The sequence below is a fragment of the Candidatus Hinthialibacter antarcticus genome (assembly GCA_030765645.1).
GTDB classification, from domain to species: Bacteria; Hinthialibacterota; Hinthialibacteria; order Hinthialibacterales; family Hinthialibacteraceae; genus Hinthialibacter; species Hinthialibacter antarcticus.
In genome coordinates this window covers 47,527-65,865 of the sequence record JAVCCE010000059.1, presented here as the reverse complement: position 1 = coordinate 65,865, position 18,339 = coordinate 47,527, and the positions used below count along the sequence as shown (strand labels likewise).

The following is an 18,339-nucleotide window of genomic DNA, read 5'->3' as shown; positions in this document are numbered from 1 at the left end:
GCAAAGATTCCCTAAAAGTTAAAGAGGGACAAACAGCATTCACGCGAAAATCAAAAAAATACGGCCCTTAGTTTGTTTTCGACAGAGGGACTTTCGCGTCCATATAATCAGGCCTCGAGAGTATAACAAACCCCTCTTGAGTGTCAACTTGCTTGAGTTGAATCTTGGTGCTGGTGTCAGGCCTGCCTTCACGTAAAATCAGCGTCCTCGGCTTAGAAGAGGAACTGGTTTTATCCACTACGATCACTTTGAAACTGTTGCCCATTGACTCAACGCTGCGAATTTCATATTTCTGCGTCAACGCTGGCGGCAATTTCAGTTGTTTCAATACGTTAAGCGCACTTAAAACTTCACCGCGCTTGGTTTCATCTAAATTGGCGCTACGCTCAAGTAAGCCATTTAATTCAACAATAAACAAATCGCGGTTGTTGATATCAAAGTTTGCGTAATCGCCTTTCGCAACGATATCGCGTTGTTTGACGGCAAAATCTTGCGCTGATTGAATCACCAGATCGGCGCGCTGCGCGACAAAAGTTTTTAAATTTTCAGTCAATTGCTCGTCTTTCGGGTTCAACTGACGCGCCTGTACGAGAATCGCTAATGCTTCACGGGATTTGACCAAATCAGACGCTTGGATCGCCTGCTGGAACTGCTGAACAGCCTGATTAACCAACATTGCGGTATTGTCTTGGATTTTCTTTTGTAACTGCGTCGTCAGCGCATTGACCTGCGTACGCGAAGTCCGGTTGACCAGTTCGGCGTTTGGGTCAATTTGTTGAATTTCAACTTGCAATCGCTGTAAGGAAATCGCCGCCTTCATCATGGCGATAAAATCTTGCCCGTTCACGACTTGGCGGGAGAGAGCGGTTTCGTTCTTGATATCATCAAGGAGAGATTTTCCTCGAAGGCCAATGAACTTTTTAAACGCTTGTTGTTCCAGCGTTTTGACCTTGGTAAGGTTCTCAACGCCGATCACTGCGCCTTCTGGGTCAGAGTCAATCACTGAAGCCAAATTTGAACTGGCGCTGTTATACATTTCAATGGCTTTTTCGGTTTGATTGCCTTGCGCGAGGCGGTCGCCTTCGTTGATGTCATTTTGAGCGCTGGTCAATATCGAATCTAAGTTGCTGCGCGCATTTTCTTGCATGGCGCGGCGCTTATATTCAGACGGAAGAACGGGATAGTTGATACGCGTCTCGGTCACATCAAGCTGAATGACACGGTCGAATTGTTCGATGGCTTCTTGATAACGCCCATTATTAAACAAGTCCACGCCGCGCTGATAGGATGCATCGACTTCTTGCCGCATGCGCAATTGCTCTTCGGGCGAACCGAAGGGGTTACGCTCGACCTGATACATTGCCTTAGAGCGCTTTGCGGTCAGCAAGGTGACCAGTTCTTCAGGATTGACGATGTCTGAACCGCCAGCAGTAGCGCCCCCGCCAGGGCCGCCCTCCTTCGCGGTGTCGATAATTTGACTGACCGACATCGAGGTTTGCGTATAGATGTAGTAACCGCCGCCGAGTAATGCAAGAACCAGCACCCCAAGAAAGAGTTGGTCTTTCTTTTTGGCCGCAAATTCCAGCAGCGCCTCTTTATCAATTTTTAACTTTTTCTTACCAGCCAATGGAGCACCTCATTCTCAATCCGCGATTTTGCGAGTATCGACCGCCGGTTTACTGACCCATCATTCCCATGCCCATACCGCCCATGCCCATCATGCCGCCGTACATCATACCGCCGTACATACCGCCGCTGCTGTCGCCGTCTTCGAGGTCTGGCGTCGGCGTTGGCGAAGGGGTCGGGCTGGGTGAAGGCGTAACCAACGTAAATGTTTGCTTAAACTCTTCGGGGCCAAGGCTGCCTTCCCCAAAGTTCGCGAGTTTGTCGCGGGTAATAATCATGCGTTCGCGTTCATCGTTCTTGCCGCCGTGCATGCGCAGTTCAATCGTTTTGACGACGTCGAACTGAGCAGCGGCTAATGCCTTGTCAATTTTATTGAACAGGGCCAAGCGGCTCTTGTCGTCAGAAAATTCGGTTTGATACAAACCAACCAACAGAGACGCATCAGCGTCCGGCGCTGAATTTTCAGGCCGGATAATCCGAATGGCCACAATCGTGCTGTCCGCCATCCGGCTGCGAAGTTCATCAATAAACTTGATTTCAGCATCCGTTGGATCATTAAACGCGACAATTTGAATGGTGAATTCAACCTGCGACGAGTCGCCGCTTGAATCAGATGAATACACCGCGTTTTCAAGTAAAACAGTCTCGTTGTCAAAAAACGGCGACAACGAAAGGTTTTGGATATACGCGGCGATTTTCATATCGTTCAACGCGCGGCCTTCAATGGTCAGGCGGTCGCTTTTCACGTCGATGGAATCAAGCCAAATATCCTGAGGGAGCATTTCCTGAACTTCGAGGTAAATGCGGCTCAAAACGCCGCGCTTACTCGCAACCTGGAAGATGCGCGAATAGCGGTTGTTATATTTATCTTGTATTTCGCGTTGTTTTTTTAATTCAGGGTTGGCCAGATCGCCCGGGCTGATAATTTGCTGCATCTGCTCAACCGCTTGGGCTTGTTTTTCGACCCAGGTATTCAAGGCGAAAACCGCGCCTGCGAGCATGACGACTAAAATAACGCCCATCACGGAAAGAATCGGCGTACGCCGTTCGAGTTCAAGACGCTGCTTTACCGATGCTGGAGCAAAACTCAGCGCACAAGCGGCGCGCCCTCCAACACGGACCGCCATGCCTGCCAAGGCCGCTTCATTATTCAGCGCACCCGCATTCTCAGGGCTGGCTTCGATGCCTTCAATTTCACTCGTATCCAACTGAGAGACGGGAACGCCCAGGCGGTCTTCTAAAAATTCGCCCACGCCGTCCATGTTGACAGTGCCGCCGCACACAAATACGCGGGTCACCGGCATCGCGTCAGGCTGGCTGACGTAAAAATCGAACGAGCGCTGTACTTCGGTTACGATGCGCTCAAACCCGCCTTCTAACACGCCCGCAACGTCTTCGGCGGTTATTACATCCGAACCGGTGTATTGGTCGGCCTGTTTGCATTTATACTCTTCCGCTTGTTCTGCGGTAATATCAAATTTTTTGACAAGCAATTCCGTTAAAAATGCGCCTGCGACTGGTGCACTGCGCATGAATTGCATCTTGCCGTTTTGTTCAACGACGATATCAGTGCTGGACGCGCCGATCGAAACCACCGCTGTAACTTCTTCGGGGTCGCGGTGAGGCGTAGCGGCGTAGGCGTTATAGATGGAGAGAGGCGCGGCTTCGATCAAGTCAGCGCGAATGCCGCATTTTTTCAGGACGCGGACATACCCGTCCGCAATCTCTTTTCGGACAGCAACGAGGTTGATGTCGAGTTCAGCAGACTGCTCATCGCGCTTGCCGACCTCGTAGTCCATGTTGATCTCTTCCAACGGGAAGGGAACATGCTGGCGGGCCTCATAGCGGATAATGCGATTTAACTGACGCCCGCGAACCACGGGAACCTGTAAGCGGCGCGTAAACGCGGCCCGTCCTGGAAGACTGACGATGGCGCGTTTTTGCTTGATGCCGAGGCTTTGCAGAAGCAGCGGAAGCGTTTCTTGAATGCGTTGATAAATTTCCGCTTGTTCTGCTTTTGGGTCTAACGATAATGTTTCAGACCCGGACTTAACGATTTTAACCCCGGACTTCCCGCTAAGAGCAAGTTCGAGAACCTTGACTCGATTTTGCCCGATATCAATAACCAGTAATGGATTTTTAGCCATGCTCCCCGCTGCCTTCGCTGCCTTTTAGTTTGGGGCGGCGACCGTCGGCGATTCTACCAAAACTCCCTAGAGATAGGAAGGGTTAGCGATCAACCGTTGCCGCTGCTTTTACGCAGTTTATTTAAATACGCCATGGTTGGACGTACTGAGATCGAAGTTGTCGTAAAACCGTCAAACGGGTCTATAGAGGCGCCTAAACGGTCTTGTCCACGGAAAAAGACGCCTGTCGTCGGGTCTTCGCCTTTGCCATTCACTAAAATACGGAAAGTAGTTTTTTTGGTCGGGCGAACGGCCCGAAAACGCACAGTGGCGACCACCCCTTGCTGAGAAACAGATTTATTTAAACTTCGCCGACGAAAATCAATTAAGCCTTTTTCAGAGTCAACGGAGTTGAGCAACGGGAAATCAAACGAAAATTTCGCCTTGCCTTCCGACTCATCCAGATTGATTCCTGAAGCGATTTCGTCGCCGTCAATGGGTTCTAAAATCCGGGGATTAAACGCAACCAATAAACTCAGCGAATCAAATTCTTCATTGTCAGGGTTTTGCAAATATACATCCACTTCAACCGTATCGCCAACATCGACGACTGGTTCCTGGTTGAGCAAGTGCAATTGCACCATCCCGGTTCCATCATCTTCGCCGTCAAAGCGACGTTCGCGGTCCGCGCGGGTAATCTGATTGCGGGAGGAGAGGTCCTCATCTCCATCAAGAATCGAGACTTCCAAACTAATCACGCCGTCCGCCGGGTCATACGAAGAGCCTAACTGGTCTTTTCCATCTAAGCGGAGATAGGTAAGTAATGAATCTTTCGTCGCAACCTTAGTGCTAGAGACGTCCGCAAACTGAAACCCGATGCTGACCATATCGTTTCCCGGCTGGGGAATCGCAGTGAAGCGGGCCAGGATTCCCGTATCGCTGCCGGATTTATCAACAGCGTTTACTTTGAAGTCAATGACGCCTTCGCTGGCTTTGACTTCGTTCGCCGTAACTTCATATTTATTATTTGCCGGGTCTAAAATAAATTTTGTTTTTTTGCCTGAGAGGTTGTTCGCTTCATCCAACCGTGTTTGCTCATCTTCGGTCGGGACCACGCGCAATGCTTTCGCGTCCGCCCATTCGCCGTCATCCCCCGCTTGGACCACTTTGACAATTGAGGGGTCAAACCGTAGTTGTAAACGCAGTTCGTCAAATTCAACCCGGGCGGTGTTTGACAACATGACATCAACGGTAACCGGCTCATTGGGCGCACTCACCGAACGGGACGGCTTCAAATATAACATCGCCGAATCACGCGTACGGAACTGTGTTTCCGTTGATTGCGCTTTACGGTTTTTCTGTTGGGGTTTGCCAGGTTGTCCTGGAACGCCGCCGCCTGTGGTCCCTTGAATTTGAATGCCGCCTTGCGGCGCCCCGCCCTGTCCGGCTGCTGCGCCAGCGTTTGCGGTTGCCGGACGGCTCGACTGAGTCTGTCCGATATTATTTGGGTCGTTATTTTGATTTTGAAATTGACCGCCATAGGGGTTATTGGCGGAATTATTTTGACTGTTGCGGCCTCGCCCACGGCTGCGGCTGTTGCCAGACTGGTTGCCATAACTGCTATTTCCATAATCCTGATTGCCGTAGCTATTGTTTCGACTTGAGCGTCCGCTACGTCCGCTGCGTCCGCTTCGGCTCGAACCGCCAAAGCCGCTCGAACCACCACTGCCAAAACCGCCTGATCGGCTAGAGCCGCCAAATCCGCCGCCGCCGAACGAACTGCCCCCGCCAAAACCGCTGCTTCCGCCATATTGGCTGGAACCGCCGTAGCCGCCCTGGCCGCCATATTGACCGCCCTGACCGCCATAGCCGCCCGCCCGGTTGAATTGGGAGGCGTTGCCGTTATTCGTACCAATGCCGGATTGGTTATATTGGTTATAACCGCCGCCGCTGTAGTTATTATATTGCGCAAGCGCATCTAGCGGGGCGAACGAGAACACGCCCAGCGAGATTGACAGCACATATCGGGTTAGTTTTTTAGGTTCCATCATTATTCATGCGTCTCCATATTTTGGTCTGTTAGTGGTTTCCCTATACAAAATAACGCACGAGTCATACGAACCGTTAATGGAGAACGCGCATAAGCGTTTGAGACTGTACCACCGCTCAACCTTGGAAAGTATCGTAGGGGCAGCCGCCTGTCAAGCGATCTTTGGCCTGAACGCCTCAGGCGTCACGCATTCATTTTTTCTTGAACTTTAATGTTATGCAATTGATACTTCTCGATTTTCCGGTCCAGGGTAGGCCGGGATATTTTCAAAATATTCGCAGCCTGGCTCTTATTGAAGCGCGTAAACTCGAGAATTCGCAAGATATGACGTTTTTCCGATTCATCCAGCGATAAAATTTCAAGTAACTCATCCGCCTTGGTTTCAGACGCATCGTCTGATTTGCGGGCCGATTCAGCCAAATGAATGTCTAGCGGGATATGCTCCAACCAGATCATGTCTTGGGCGTCGTTCATCAAGACCGCGCATTTAATCACATGGTGCAACTCACGTACGTTGCCCGGCCAATCGTGACGCATCAAAAATTGAAGCGCCGCATCAGAGATGCCGGAAATCGTCTTGTGATATTGCTTGTTATATACCCGAATAAAATGGTCGACCAACACGGGGATGTCTTCTTTTCGTTCCCGCAAGGGTGGAATATCGAGATGGACTTCTTTTAACCGATAGTAGAGGTCCTGACGGAATTTGCCGTCCTTCACCATTGATAATAAATTCTGGTTGGAGGCGGTAATAATTCGTACATCAACGGGGAGGGGTTCTCCTCCGCCGATTCGTTCCGCCACTTCTTCTTCCAAAACGCGCAACAGTTTGGCTTGAGTCGTTGCGCTCATTTCACCGATTTCATCTAAGAACAGGGTCCCGCCTTGGGCTTGTTCTAATTTCCCTTTACGGGAATACACCGCACCGGTGAAGGCGCCCTTCTCATGGCCAAACAGTTCGGTCTCTAACAGCGTATCCGGCAGCGCCGCGCAATTGACAGAGACGATGCGCCCCGCAGAACGGTCGCTGGCAAAGTGGATCGCCTGCGCAAGCGTTTCTTTCCCCGTTCCATCTTCGCCAGTAACTAGAACCAGCATGCCTGAATTGGCGATACGCTGTGCGGTACGCACAATTTGATCTACTTTTGCGCTTTTATAAACGATCTGACTAAAACTAATACGTTTTCGTGTCATTGGAGTTCACTCTCACAAATCCATCCGAACTTCAATTCAATTAAATATTCGATGTCCCATTCCAGAAACCACAATAAACAAAAATTTGATTACTGTCAAGAAACATTACACAAAAATTAAAAAAAGTCGAAAAAAAACTTGCTTCAATTAATCAAAACAAAGCGAAAGGTAAATCTATTATGCAAATTAAGTAAATGTAAAAGGTTAGGAGGCTTTAATAAAGCATGAAAAAAACAGAAGAAACTCAACTAGCGGGAGACAAGCGTTTCGGGAATTTCAATCGACTGAACCGTACGCGCCACAACGCAGTTCACATCCGACTCGCAGCAGTTCATTCCACCTTCAAACCCACATGCAACGCACAATTTAGTCGCAACATCTTTGTCGTCGATAGAATCCGTCAAAAAATCTTCGATCACATGGCCCAGCAAATGCAGCGTCTCGGGACGCAGTTTTGTGAGAATCCGGTGCAACCGTTCTTCGGTTTGCGACAGCAATTGATCTGCCAGCGCTTTTCCATCATTTTTCAAATGAACATAAACGGTGCGGTGATCGTTAGGATCATGCAAGCGCTCCACCCATCCATTTTTTTCAAGCCGATTGACCGCTTTGGTGGCGCCTGAAATGGTATGCCCTAGCCCAACCGCAAGTTCACCGATGGTCACGTTGTCATTCATCGCCAAAAACCGCAGCGCATCCGCCTGCGATTCGGTCACCCGGTGGGCCAGTTCTTTTGAGAGCGATTCACCGCTTGTCGCTTGACGCACCGAAGCGGCGAACAAGATCAATCCGCGCGTCAATTGATCGCGGGTGCGTTGTTCGCTGAGAGTGGATTGCGCCGAATCATGTAATGACATTCATCCCCCTAAAAAATCAGTTTACGCAGAGAACGAGGAACCACAGCCGCAACTTTGGCTTGCGTTGGGATTATCAAATGTAAATCCGCTTCCGTTCAAGCCGTCAGCGTAATCCAACGTCGTTCCGCTCAGATAGAGAAAACTTTTCGAATCAACCACCAACTTAATGCCGTTGCAGTCGAAACTGCGGTCGTTGTCTTTTGATTCAGCGTCAAAGTTCAGCGAGTAGCTGAGGCCTGAGCATCCACCGCCCCGTACGCCAACCCGCAACGCAGTCGCTTCAGGCAAACTTTGCGCTTCGATCAACCGTTTCACTTCACTGGCTGCTTTTTCGGTCAAAGTAATCATTCTCGGTCTCCTTAAATACGCAAAAACTAGATATTGCGTATAACTTCCCTTCTTTGACAATATGTTGTGAATCTAACAGCGTTCAATCTGTATAACATAAATACTACCGCCGATACTTGACGGCGTCAAGTATCGGTTTAAAGAACATTTCCCTGACAACTATCACTTTTCATGTTGATCTTATCGTTATTTTCGTACAAACTGAAATAATCCGGGCGTGAAGCCCGCACTGAAGCGAGGAGAGAGGCGCCCAAGCCTGCTTTTAATTCTTATTGATAAGGTTTAACGAAATTTTATATGAGTGAATGGAATTCTTTTTTTGAGGCGAAACTCAAATCAGACCGCAGCAATGCCCAGCACCGAAGCCTTCCATTGTATGACAACGCCGAAGGCGGCTATCTGGTCTGCGGCGAAGTGCGCTATTTGAATCTGAGCGCCAATGATTATCTCGGCTTCACCACTGACCCGTTCAGCCGTGAAGACATCAGCGTTTTGAGCGAAATTCTGCCGCTAGGCGCAGGCGCCTCCCGCCTGATAACCGGCAACCTGGCGCTGCACGCAGAACTCGAACGCCTTCTCTCTAATTGGAAGAAAACCGAAGCGGCGCTGGTATACCCCAGCGGCTTCCAAGCCAATGTCGGTTTATTGAGCGCACTGGGCTGTCGCGGCGATACAATCTACGGCGACAAACTCAATCATGCCTCGATTTATGACGGCTGCCGCCTTTCGGACGCGGCCTTTCACCGCTATCAACATCTCGATTTGAATGATCTCGAAAGCCAACTCAAGGCGCAGAAGCGGGGACGGCGAATTATCGTCACCGACGGCGTCTTCTCAATGGACGGCGATATCCCGCCGCTGCCCGAATTGAATGCGTTGGCGAAACAATATGATGCGTTGCTGATTGTTGACGAAGCTCACGCTTCCGGCGTATTGGGCGCCAAGGGCGCGGGCGCCTGGGCGCATTTTCGGCTCAAGTGGGAGCCGCACGTCATCCTGATGGGGACCCTCAGCAAAGCGGTCGGCGCGCAAGGCGGGTTTATATGCGCCTCAAAGCAAGTGGTTGATTTTCTTGTGAACCATTCGCGGTCGTTTATTTATACGACAGGGCTATCGCCGCTGATGGCGGGCATCGCTCACGCTAACATTACCCGTATTCAAGACGAGCCGCAACGCATCAAAAATTTGCGCAAGGCAATCAAGACCATGCGCACCGCCCTCAAGAAAGAAGGGCTTGAGATTTCCGACGGCCTGACGCCGATCATCCCCATTCATCTTGGCGACAACCAGAGAGCGCTTGACTGCGCCAGTCGGTTGCGGGACGAGGGCATCATCGCATCCGCCATTCGGCCTCCCACGGTTCCTGAAGGCGCCGCCCGGCTGCGCGTCTCCGTCTCGGCTGTACATACGACGGCTGATTTAAAACGGGCAGCGAAAATCATCGCGCGCGTCGCCACAAGCGAATCTTGACAGCCCTCGCATCGAGCCGCTCATTTGTTTAGAATGTTGGTAGGATAGTTGCCATGAATCTGGTTGTATTGTATTCAGGTAGAATCGACAAAAATCACAAGGAAAACGTGGTTATTGTCCGATTCAATCCGCACAGTCGTTTGGCAATGACAATAATTCATTCCCCTCTCTGAAAACGGGGGGATTTCGTTTGTAACCTGGGGGTGCATTATGCAAATTCGTACCGATCTGTCTGCGGCGTCTCTCAAACCGACCGTCGAGCGCATGTTTGAATACTCAGCGGAAAAAATCCGCCGCATTGATACGATGTGGGACCCGGCGAATGGTGCGCCGGTCTTCACCGTCAGCGGGCTTTACGCCGCGCGCGGTTGGACGGAATGGACGCAAGGCTTTCAGTACGGCTCGGCGATTTTGCAATTCGACGCGACCAGCGAAACCGAGTTCCTTGAATCAGGCCGCAAAGATACCGTCGAACGTATGGCGCCTCACATCACCCATCGCGGCGTCCACGACCACGGATTTAACAACATTTCCACCTATGGCAACCTCTTGCGGCTAATGAACGAAGGCCGTATTGAAGATAACCAGCGAGAGCGCGAATTCTACCAACTCGCGGTCAAGTGCACCGGCGCCGTCCAGGCGATGCGCTGGTCAAAAACCGCCAACGGTTTCGGCTATGTCTATTCGTTCAACGGGCCGCATTCGCTGTTCGTCGATACCATTCGCAGTATGCGCGCGCTGGCGGCGTCGCACCAACTGGGCCATGTCTTGATGGATGAAAACGACAAGCCGGTCTCGCTGCTTGACCGGTTGATTTACCACGCCCGCAACACCGCCCGCTTCAGCGTTTATTATGGAACCGGGCGCGATTCATACGACCTGCGCGGACGCACCGTCCACGAAGCGGTTTTCAATTGCAACGACGGCAACTTCCGCTGTCCCAGTTCGCAGCAAGGATACTCGCCCTTCTCCACTTGGACGCGCGGCCTCGCCTGGGCGATGTTGGGCTTTACCGAAGAATTGGAATATCTGGACACGCTTGACTCGGAGGCGTTCGAAACGCACGGCGGCAAGACCGCGGTCATCGAAGAATGTTTAGAGGCGGCGCTGGCGACCTGCGACTTTTATATTGAAAATACGCCGACCGACGGCGTCCCCTATTGGGACACAGGCGCGCCGGGTCTGGTCAATCTGGGCGATTATCTAAACAAGGCTTCCAATCCTTACAACGATCACGAACCAATCGACAGTTCCGCCGCCGCGATTGCCGCGCAAGGGTTGGTTCGCCTGGGCAATTATCTCACACAAAAAGGCAAAACCAACGAAGCCGCCAATTACCGCAACGCCGGGTTGACGGTTGCGAACACGGTCTTTTCAGAACCCTATCTCTCCACCGATGAAAACCATCAGGGATTGATTCTGCATTCAATCTACCACCGCCCCAACGGTTGGGATTACGTCCCGGCGGGCAGCAAAATCCCCTACGGCGAGTCGTCGATGTGGGGCGATTATCATGCGCGTGAACTGGGCGTGTTGTTGCTGCGCGAAGCCAACGCCCAACCCTATCTCACATTTTTCGGCGGGATCCAATAAAAAACGGAACCAAGGCCGCCAATTTTTCGTATTAGAGTTTACCTATACGTCAAAGGACGCGGCCTATGCATACAATTATTGTCATCGCATCTCTCTGCGCAGTCGTTGTGATTGGATACAGCGCCCATCGGCTCATGTTATGGATGGAAGACCGCGGCTGGGTTTATTATCGCAAGAGCGGCGGCGGCGGGTCTGGCGTGGGCAACGCATTGAACGAGTTGAATTCGTTTTTTGAAACCGACGCCCGAAATGCAAGAAATGAAATTCTAGAGGAACGCGAAGAAGAACGCAAAGCAGGCGACGCCCCCCGCGAAGAAGACCGCTTACACTACCCTGAACTCGACGAGCCAGATGAATTAGACCAACCGAAGAAATAACCATAGCGCCAAATGGAGTGCGCGTGGGGCGAGTCCTTGCTTGAGGTTTATCGGAAATCAATCCCCCCTAGCCCCCCTTTTTTAAGGGGGGTGGCGCGAAGCGTCGGGGGGATCAACACGACAACGCGCAACAGATATGCGTCTACTCGTGAATGCGCCAATCGTCAGCGCTGGCGGGCGGGATCGACAAATAGATCGTCATCGCGTCTTGGGTGTCGCTGGCGGCGGCGAAATCCAAACGACCGTCTTGGTTCCAATCGCCGGAGGTCACGGCAAGCGGCGAGAGCACGGTTGGGAACTCGACTGGTTGGTCCCAATAACCGCCTGCAATAATCCGAACCGAAGAGCCGTCAGACTGGCTGATGATAAGGTCGGCGGCGCCGTCGCCCGTCAAGTCAGCCGTTGCCATACGCGCAGGCCGCATGGCAGGCAGATTGAGACGCTGCTGCAACCCCTGCAGCGTATTGCTCAACCAAAGCGTGATGGTATTTCCGTTGCGGTTCATCCCTGCAACATCATTGAAACCGTCTCCGTCATAATCTGCGATGCGCACCGCGCCCGGGGCCGCGCCCATGTTTCGGGTAATAGCCGGGAACAAAAAGCGCCCGCCGATTAACTGAAACAGCGTCATCTCAGAACGGTTCGAGAAAATAGAGGCGATCTCGGCTGAAGCGTCTCCAAGAACATTGCCCGCATCGGCGTCAATGAGGCCTGCTCCAACGGTTTTCACGTCGCCTTCATCGAAGCCATTTACTTGTTGCAAGAAGACTGTCATTTGTCCCACAAACGCGCTGATAGAAAACAGGTCGGCGTCGCCGTCGCCTTCCGCATCCGCTGCGAACACGCGAGCGGGTTCTTCATCCAGCAGGAACTCGTCCACCAATTGCAAACCGCTTCCGGGTTGATAGTCAATGAACGCCAAACGAGGCTCCCGACGCACAGCCGCGACCAAGCGGCTGCGATTTTGCGGCATGACCGCAATCGAAACCGGATCGGATTGAATCGCCCGTTCAGCGAAATCTGAAAATTCGTCTGCGCCGTTCCAACGCACCACCAGTAAACGGTCGTCATCATCAGAAACCGCCGCCAATTCATCCTGACCATCGCGATCAAAATCCGTCGCGGTGATGTCGGTCCAACTTCGCTTATTGCCAAAGCGGTCAATGCGAACAAAACTCTGCAAGAAGCGGTTTGGATCAAACCCGGACGGCGTCGAGGTGACCGTCGGCGGCGGCGTTGGCGTCATCGTTGGTACGGGCGTCGGAGTAGCCGTCGGCGGCGGCGTTGGCGTCGGCGGCGGCGTTGGCGTCGAGGTTGGAACAGGCGTTAGCGTGACCGTCGGCTCTGGCGTCGGCGTCACGGTTGGCACAGGCGTCGAGGTGACAGTCGGCGGCGGCGTTGGCGTCATGGTTGGAACAGGCGTCGGGGTGACCGTCGGCGGCGGTGTTGGGGTCAGAGTCGGTACAGGCGTCGAGGTGACCGTCGGCTCGGGAGTTGACGTCACGGTTGGCACAGGCGTCGGCGTCGCGGTTGGCGGTAACGAGCCGCCAGGGGTTGGAGTCACAAACACCAATTTCTGTAATAATACGCCCATCACGCTGCTGTTTCCGGTGAAGGGTGATCCCAAAAATGCCAGATCAGGCCACGCATCATTATTGATTTTCGCCACCGAGACTTTGCCAGGAAACACCGACACGCCCGACGAAGAACGCATTTCAATATCAAGCGACTCTTTGGCGCCGGAGAAAGGATCAAGAAACTTCCAGATGCGAAATTTACCGACAGCCCCGCCCGGCAAGAATTCAGTAAAAGGAACAACAACCTCAGGCGTACCGTCTAGGTTGAAATCGGCTACCGCCATATCAGCTGCCCGGCGCCCGGCGGTTTGGGTGTCAATCAAATGAAACTGAAACGGCGCGTTTTGTTGAAAATGATGGACAGACGCTTCCGACGTAAAGTCTGAATCAAACACAAGCAGGTCAGGCCAAGCGTCATTGAGTTGAACGGTTTCTACCTTGAGCGGAGACGAGGGAAAAGACAAATGCGCGACGAAGCGAAACTCGCCATTGCCGAACCCTTCATAAATTTGCACGGGCTGCACATCGGCGGGCAAACCCTGAAAATTGGTATTCAAACATACGATCAGGTCTAAGTCGTCGTCTAAATCTAAATCCCGCATGAGAAAATAACTCGCCGATAAATTGCGGTCACTCAAGTTTTTCAAATTTAATAATTTTGCTTCAAACTGCCCTTTGCCAAAATTCGTCAACAAATAGGTTCGAGAATCTTCTCCGGCGTCAAACGAAACCATGTGGTAAATCAAATCGACGTCGCCGTCATTATCTACGTCTCCTGACGCGAGTTGAGAAAAATCGGATTCGAATGTCCCGCCGCCGCGAAACTCAAACACCGTCTGAAATTCAAATTGGTCCGGGCTTAGGTTGCCGCCGGCAAAACGAATGATTTCGATGCGGTTACCGGACTGATTAAAGAATTTGGAGAGCAAGACCAAATCATTGACGCCGTCGCCATCCATCGGGACGGATAGCATCTTCACCGGGTCAAGCGACAACGGCAGCGATAAACGCAGACCGAAATCGACGCTACCAAAATCCTGCAAGACTTGAATCTGGCGCGATTGCCCCAATATCGTCGCGAACAACTCAAGACGCCCGTCGCTGGAAATATCATTCACCACCAACTCGCTTTGCGCGCTAACTGGCGGGATGGAGACAATGCGCGGCGGTTCGAGAAATGTCGGCCCGTTTGGGTCGGGAATAAAAACCGGCAGGGTAATCTGCGCCCAGGCCGATTGCGTCAGCGCCGCCGCCAACAAGACAACGAAAAGAAGTGTCGATCTCATACGTTCATTTCAATTCAAATCGAATATCGTCATAATATCGTAATCCGAGAAAATTATCAGCAAAGAATGATTGTTTTTTGGGAGGATCAAAGTAAACCCGATCCAAAAACCCGTCAATTAATGGTACAATGCAAAAAACCTCGGATAGGCAAGGGTGATATCAAATGAGGACCGCCATTGGAATCATCGCACTGATTTTTTGTGCATCCACTCACGCACAACTCAGCCCCGCGAACGCTGACGTCCCGACCATCAGCAGTATGTTAGAAACACGGGACGGCGGCAAGATACACGTACGCTTCAAGGCGCAATATTGGGGCGACGCCGGGGCCAACGGCGCCGTGCGGTACGCCACTGACATGAACCGCTTTCTGTCGCCGCGCATGGCGACCCTGCAAACCAACGTCCAACTCAAATTAGGGACTTATTTCATCGACCCGGGCGCTTACATTCTCGGGTTCGAAGCGCAAGAAAACGGCGAATGGCACTTCATTGTCGGCGACGCAGCAGGCGAGTATCTGCGTATGCCGATTCCGGTACAAAACCAACCCAACTACATGCCCTATCTGTCATTTGTCTTGACGCCAGGCGTAACCGCCCGCGACTTTGTTCTCAATGGGTTGTACGGCAAAGCGGCGACTTCAATGCGCTGGGTCATCTCCGGCGTTCCATCGGAGGTTGAGAGTGTTCCACCGACTGACAGCCCTTCTCAATTCGACAGGCTAGGGCTTGAATCTTTACACTCTGGAAACAACTCGGTCTTGAATGCAACCAGTGCGCAAATCCAAAGTGCAACTCCACCGATTCGACGCGGCCCGCCCACTCCAAAGCCACGAGCAGGCAGCGGCGCGTTTCGGCGATATATAGAAGAATTGCAAGGAGGCAAGACTCCATGAACAAGCGACAAAAACCGGGCCGCCGCGGCGCTGGCTCCCATGCGCTGCATCATATTCTGTCTGACAAAGAAAATGAAATTATAAAAAAAGAACTCGACGATCCGCAAGCAGCGGTGCGCAACCTGCCCGCCTTGCAAGAGCAATTGCGCAAACACCCGTCGTTGCGGCGCATTCTCTATCATCCATTTCAGATGTTGGCCATGGCCCAAACCCTCGAGAGCCAGATGCAAAGCCGCGCCTCGTTGTCGGGCCGCCAGATCGAACATGAAGAATATTACAACCAACTCATCCAACAAATTGCGCCGCACATCCAACCGCAAGTGGTGTTGGATTTTCTGTTAGCGGTCGCCAAACAGACCAAGGTAAAAGGCATCAAACGCGTGTTGTTGTGGGCCGCCGCCAGCGTTGCCATTTCGATTTCATCCGGCCAAAATCCCACCGAATCGCCGGTCATTCGCGCCATTGTTCTCGCGTCGCTTGGCAACTCGCTTGAGATTGCGCAAAAAGTTACTGACTTCGTAGACGGCAAAGAACCTCACCAGTTTCGTTATTCCACTATGCTCGACGACACCTTTGGCGACGCCGATTGGAAGAAACTTCTCGAGGACGTCAAAACCATTCGCGAAGACTTTTTCTTGTCCGTCTCCATGCGCGCGTTGGAACTGTTCGAGCGCGTGAAGAAACCATTCGGGCTGCGCTTTTTCCGACTGCTGCATTACCCCGATTGCATGAAAGGCGCCGGGCAAAAGTTGATCGTCACCCCGAGCGAGGCCAACGCGCCCCAGGAAGACGTAAGCGAAGATGAAAAAATGCAACGCCTGATCGAAGCCCTGCGCAATGACATTACCAATCATAACTTGACCCGCATCGACCGCGAGGTCGCAGCGTCAATCAAAACGGCTGCATTCGGCGATATTGAATTTGACAAAGACCCCGCGCTTATCAACGCAGCGGTCTTTGCGTCGCATTTCCCCTCTGAATGGAACCCGTTTGTCTTGCGGCTTTATCGTCAAAGCGGCGAGCAAGCCGAGAAGATCAATCCAAGCGACGAGACCAATTTCATCATTGATCTCAAAAGCCAACCGCAGAACGCCGACCTTTGGCGCCGTTACGGCGACCTGCTCTATGATAAAGACGAATGGGGCGGCGCGTTTAATGTCTACCGCCATGTTAAAACGCTGCAGGATGAGTATGACGAATCGCTTAATGAACGCCTGCATGATCTGGAAGAAAAAATTCTATCAGCAACAAAACAAGAGGCTTCAATCAAACCCTCAGACTAAGCGGTTCGCGTAGTCTGACACACGAAATAACGAAAAACACAACGGCAAACAAAAAAGGGGGCGAAAAGCCCCCTTTTTCTTTCTATAGATATAGCCATTTCAAAAAAAGTGTATCCATCGTTATGCATTGCATGGGTACAACTTTGCTCGCTTCGGTGCGGGCTTCAGGCCCTATTGCACAGGCGCTCCCAGAGTTGCACCCATGCCAGCATTGGCTTGTTCATTTTTGACAAACTAAAACTTTTTTCGAAATCATTATTTCCAGATGAATTTTTGAGCGTTTGTCATGAATATGTGCGTAAAGCCCTCCCGTAGCCTGCCCGCCGCAGGCAGGGGCTCAGCGATAGATACAGTTATGGAAACTCAATCCGCACCGTATTCTGGCAACCACTATAAAAGAATTACCCATCCATCGCCGGAGCGAAATCTTCAAAGTTTTGCGCAAACAACCGAGAAACGTCGCGGTGGATTTCCGACTCAAACACTTTCCAACCAGAGTCAACAATATCCTGATATTTTTCGATTAGAACTTGCGCGACGATATTGCGCGAATGCGGCCATTTATACAAAAGTTGATCGAGAACACGCGCATCTGAATGTTGGGGAATCATGCTCCAACCCAAAAGTTCCAACCGTTCGCGGGTGATTTCATCAATCAAACTGGGGTTATTCATAAACCACCAGCAGCCGAACGGCATCAGGTTGGGGAACTTGCGCGCCAACACGCAAAACTCGTGCTGGTTTTCGCGGCTTAATAAGGTGGCGAAGAATTTGTTGTCCGGGTTTTTATCTAACAAGTTTTCCAGGCAACTCAAATCGGCGCGGCCCACGCCGTCGCCCGCCAGTTTCAGTTTAGAATTCACCGAGCGCTTCACGCCAATCATCAGCGCAAATGGAATGCCCGCTTCACGGGTAAACGGCAAGATGCAATTGTCGATGATCTTGGTTGTGACCGAATCATCGGGGTAGACGAAGTCAGGCCCCAGCGAAACCGCCAGGTAGCGCGGCTTCATTTTTTTGGCCCAGTCTGCGAGAAATTTGCGAACGCTGGCGTAGGTTTTTTCATTCAGCGTCGAATCGACTTCGTAGCCTTGCTCGCGCAGCGTGTCCGCCGCCTGGTCCCAAGCAATCAACAGCGGATCAATCCGCAGCGCTGCTTGCAAACGCGGGTGGTTGCCGCCGATGGAATCCCAAAATGGCGTTTCGGTTTTGTCGAACGGGTCGTTCGTCATCACCCCATACATGACGTTGGCTTTGGTGAACACCAACTCGATGTATTCGTTCACGTCCGCCTCGTGAAAATAATCACGCACTTCTTGCAAATTACGCGTACTGGGGTCAAGCCCCAAATTGCGCATCACGGTAACGACGCCGCGGCAGGCTTCGGAAATGGGAGCGCGTTTGATGAAGAGTTCGTCCCAGATCAGGTCGGCTTGCTGGGTTTTGTTCATCTTCCAGAAGTCATCGTAGTTGATCTCAGCGACGCGCATCACTTCGGCGATCAGGTAATGATAGGTGAGCAACTCGTCGATGCCCCACAACAGCAGACCGCCAAAGGAGGGCGGATAGAGGTGGGTGTGCATATCGACGATGGGCGTCTCTTGTACGATGCGTTGCACCGCAAACTCTAAACGAGAAAATGGAACAGGCATAATA

The 18,339-nt window shown here is 51.8% G+C and carries 13 protein-coding genes; 5 read left to right on the top strand and 8 right to left on the bottom strand.

Features of this window, described 5'->3' with window-relative positions:
- Positions 1–67 precede the first annotated feature (67 nt).
- From P9L94_14305 to erpA, 6 genes are all read right to left on the bottom strand, one after another.
- Positions 68–1,627 (bottom strand): tetratricopeptide repeat protein, encoded by a 1,560-nt coding sequence (locus tag P9L94_14305; protein MDP8245252.1) that lies wholly within the window; start codon positions 1,625–1,627, stop codon positions 68–70.
- 49 nt (positions 1,628–1,676) lie between these two features.
- A complete protein-coding gene (gene pilM, locus P9L94_14300; protein MDP8245251.1) occupies positions 1,677–3,773 on the bottom strand; it encodes a type IV pilus assembly protein PilM in 2,097 nt (698 codons plus the stop codon).
- Positions 3,774–3,862: 89 nt separating this feature from the next.
- A complete protein-coding gene (locus tag P9L94_14295; protein MDP8245250.1) occupies positions 3,863–5,803 on the bottom strand; it encodes a hypothetical protein in 1,941 nt (646 codons plus the stop codon).
- 182 nt (positions 5,804–5,985) lie between these two features.
- A complete protein-coding gene (locus P9L94_14290) occupies positions 5,986–6,996 on the bottom strand; it encodes a sigma 54-interacting transcriptional regulator (GenBank protein ID MDP8245249.1) in 1,011 nt (336 codons plus the stop codon).
- A 248-nt stretch (positions 6,997–7,244) separates the two neighbouring features.
- On the bottom strand, positions 7,245–7,853 hold the full coding sequence (locus tag P9L94_14285) for a MarR family transcriptional regulator (protein ID MDP8245248.1): 609 nt from the start codon (positions 7,851–7,853) through the stop codon (positions 7,245–7,247).
- A 21-nt stretch (positions 7,854–7,874) separates the two neighbouring features.
- Complete coding sequence (erpA, locus tag P9L94_14280) at positions 7,875–8,201, bottom strand: iron-sulfur cluster insertion protein ErpA (GenBank protein MDP8245247.1); 327 nt, start codon at positions 8,199–8,201, stop codon at positions 7,875–7,877.
- A gap of 297 nt (positions 8,202–8,498) precedes the next feature.
- Here erpA and bioF point away from each other — a divergent pair, with 297 nt between their 5' ends.
- The 3 genes from bioF (at position 8,499) to P9L94_14265 (ending at position 11,641) form a co-directional block, all read left to right on the top strand.
- A complete protein-coding gene (gene bioF, locus P9L94_14275; protein MDP8245246.1) occupies positions 8,499–9,671 on the top strand; it encodes an 8-amino-7-oxononanoate synthase in 1,173 nt (390 codons plus the stop codon).
- A gap of 210 nt (positions 9,672–9,881) precedes the next feature.
- The gene (locus P9L94_14270; protein ID MDP8245245.1) at positions 9,882–11,264 is read left to right on the top strand and encodes a hypothetical protein; all 1,383 of its coding nucleotides are present in this window, start codon (positions 9,882–9,884) and stop codon (positions 11,262–11,264) included.
- A 65-nt stretch (positions 11,265–11,329) separates the two neighbouring features.
- Positions 11,330–11,641 carry a hypothetical protein gene (locus P9L94_14265; GenBank protein MDP8245244.1) on the top strand — a complete coding sequence of 104 codons (312 nt, stop codon included), beginning with the start codon at positions 11,330–11,332 and terminating at the stop codon, positions 11,639–11,641.
- Positions 11,642–11,783: 142 nt separating this feature from the next.
- Here the strand turns inward: P9L94_14265 and P9L94_14260 are convergent, their stop codons facing one another.
- Positions 11,784–14,504: a VCBS repeat-containing protein gene (locus P9L94_14260; protein MDP8245243.1), complete on the bottom strand. Its 2,721-nt coding sequence runs from the start codon at positions 14,502–14,504 to the stop codon at positions 11,784–11,786.
- A 164-nt stretch (positions 14,505–14,668) separates the two neighbouring features.
- Between P9L94_14260 and P9L94_14255 the strand changes: the two genes are divergently transcribed.
- Together P9L94_14255 and P9L94_14250 are read left to right on the top strand one after the other, a co-directional pair.
- The gene (locus P9L94_14255) at positions 14,669–15,400 is read left to right on the top strand and encodes a hypothetical protein (GenBank protein MDP8245242.1); all 732 of its coding nucleotides are present in this window, start codon (positions 14,669–14,671) and stop codon (positions 15,398–15,400) included.
- Positions 15,397–16,683, top strand: coding sequence for a hypothetical protein (locus P9L94_14250; protein MDP8245241.1), 1,287 nt, complete (start codon positions 15,397–15,399; stop codon positions 16,681–16,683). Before P9L94_14255 ends, P9L94_14250 begins: the two co-directional genes overlap by 4 nt.
- Before the next feature lie 401 nt (positions 16,684–17,084).
- Here P9L94_14250 and P9L94_14245 read toward each other — a convergent pair whose 3' ends face one another.
- On the bottom strand, positions 17,085–18,335 hold the full coding sequence (locus P9L94_14245; protein MDP8245240.1) for a hypothetical protein: 1,251 nt from the start codon (positions 18,333–18,335) through the stop codon (positions 17,085–17,087).
- Between the last annotated feature and the right edge of the window lie 4 nt (positions 18,336–18,339).

What these genes read in the sequence shown, in the direction of transcription:
- pilM (MDP8245251.1), bottom strand. Translation starts at nt 3,773, where the DNA reads ATGGCTAAAAATCCATTACTGGTTATTGATATCGGGCAAAATCGAGTC.
- P9L94_14295 (MDP8245250.1), bottom strand. Translation starts at nt 5,803, where the DNA reads ATGATGGAACCTAAAAAACTAACCCGATATGTGCTGTCAATCTCGCTG.
- P9L94_14290 (MDP8245249.1), bottom strand. Translation starts at nt 6,996, where the DNA reads ATGACACGAAAACGTATTAGTTTTAGTCAGATCGTTTATAAAAGCGCA.
- P9L94_14285 (MDP8245248.1), bottom strand. Translation starts at nt 7,853, where the DNA reads ATGTCATTACATGATTCGGCGCAATCCACTCTCAGCGAACAACGCACC.
- erpA (MDP8245247.1), bottom strand. Translation starts at nt 8,201, where the DNA reads ATGATTACTTTGACCGAAAAAGCAGCCAGTGAAGTGAAACGGTTGATC.
- bioF (MDP8245246.1), top strand. Translation starts at nt 8,499, where the DNA reads ATGAGTGAATGGAATTCTTTTTTTGAGGCGAAACTCAAATCAGACCGC.
- P9L94_14270 (MDP8245245.1), top strand. Translation starts at nt 9,882, where the DNA reads ATGCAAATTCGTACCGATCTGTCTGCGGCGTCTCTCAAACCGACCGTC.
- P9L94_14265 (MDP8245244.1), top strand. Translation starts at nt 11,330, where the DNA reads ATGCATACAATTATTGTCATCGCATCTCTCTGCGCAGTCGTTGTGATT.
- P9L94_14260 (MDP8245243.1), bottom strand. Translation starts at nt 14,504, where the DNA reads ATGAGATCGACACTTCTTTTCGTTGTCTTGTTGGCGGCGGCGCTGACG.
- P9L94_14255 (MDP8245242.1), top strand. Translation starts at nt 14,669, where the DNA reads ATGAGGACCGCCATTGGAATCATCGCACTGATTTTTTGTGCATCCACT.
- P9L94_14250 (MDP8245241.1), top strand. Translation starts at nt 15,397, where the DNA reads ATGAACAAGCGACAAAAACCGGGCCGCCGCGGCGCTGGCTCCCATGCG.
- P9L94_14245 (MDP8245240.1), bottom strand. Translation starts at nt 18,335, where the DNA reads ATGCCTGTTCCATTTTCTCGTTTAGAGTTTGCGGTGCAACGCATCGTA.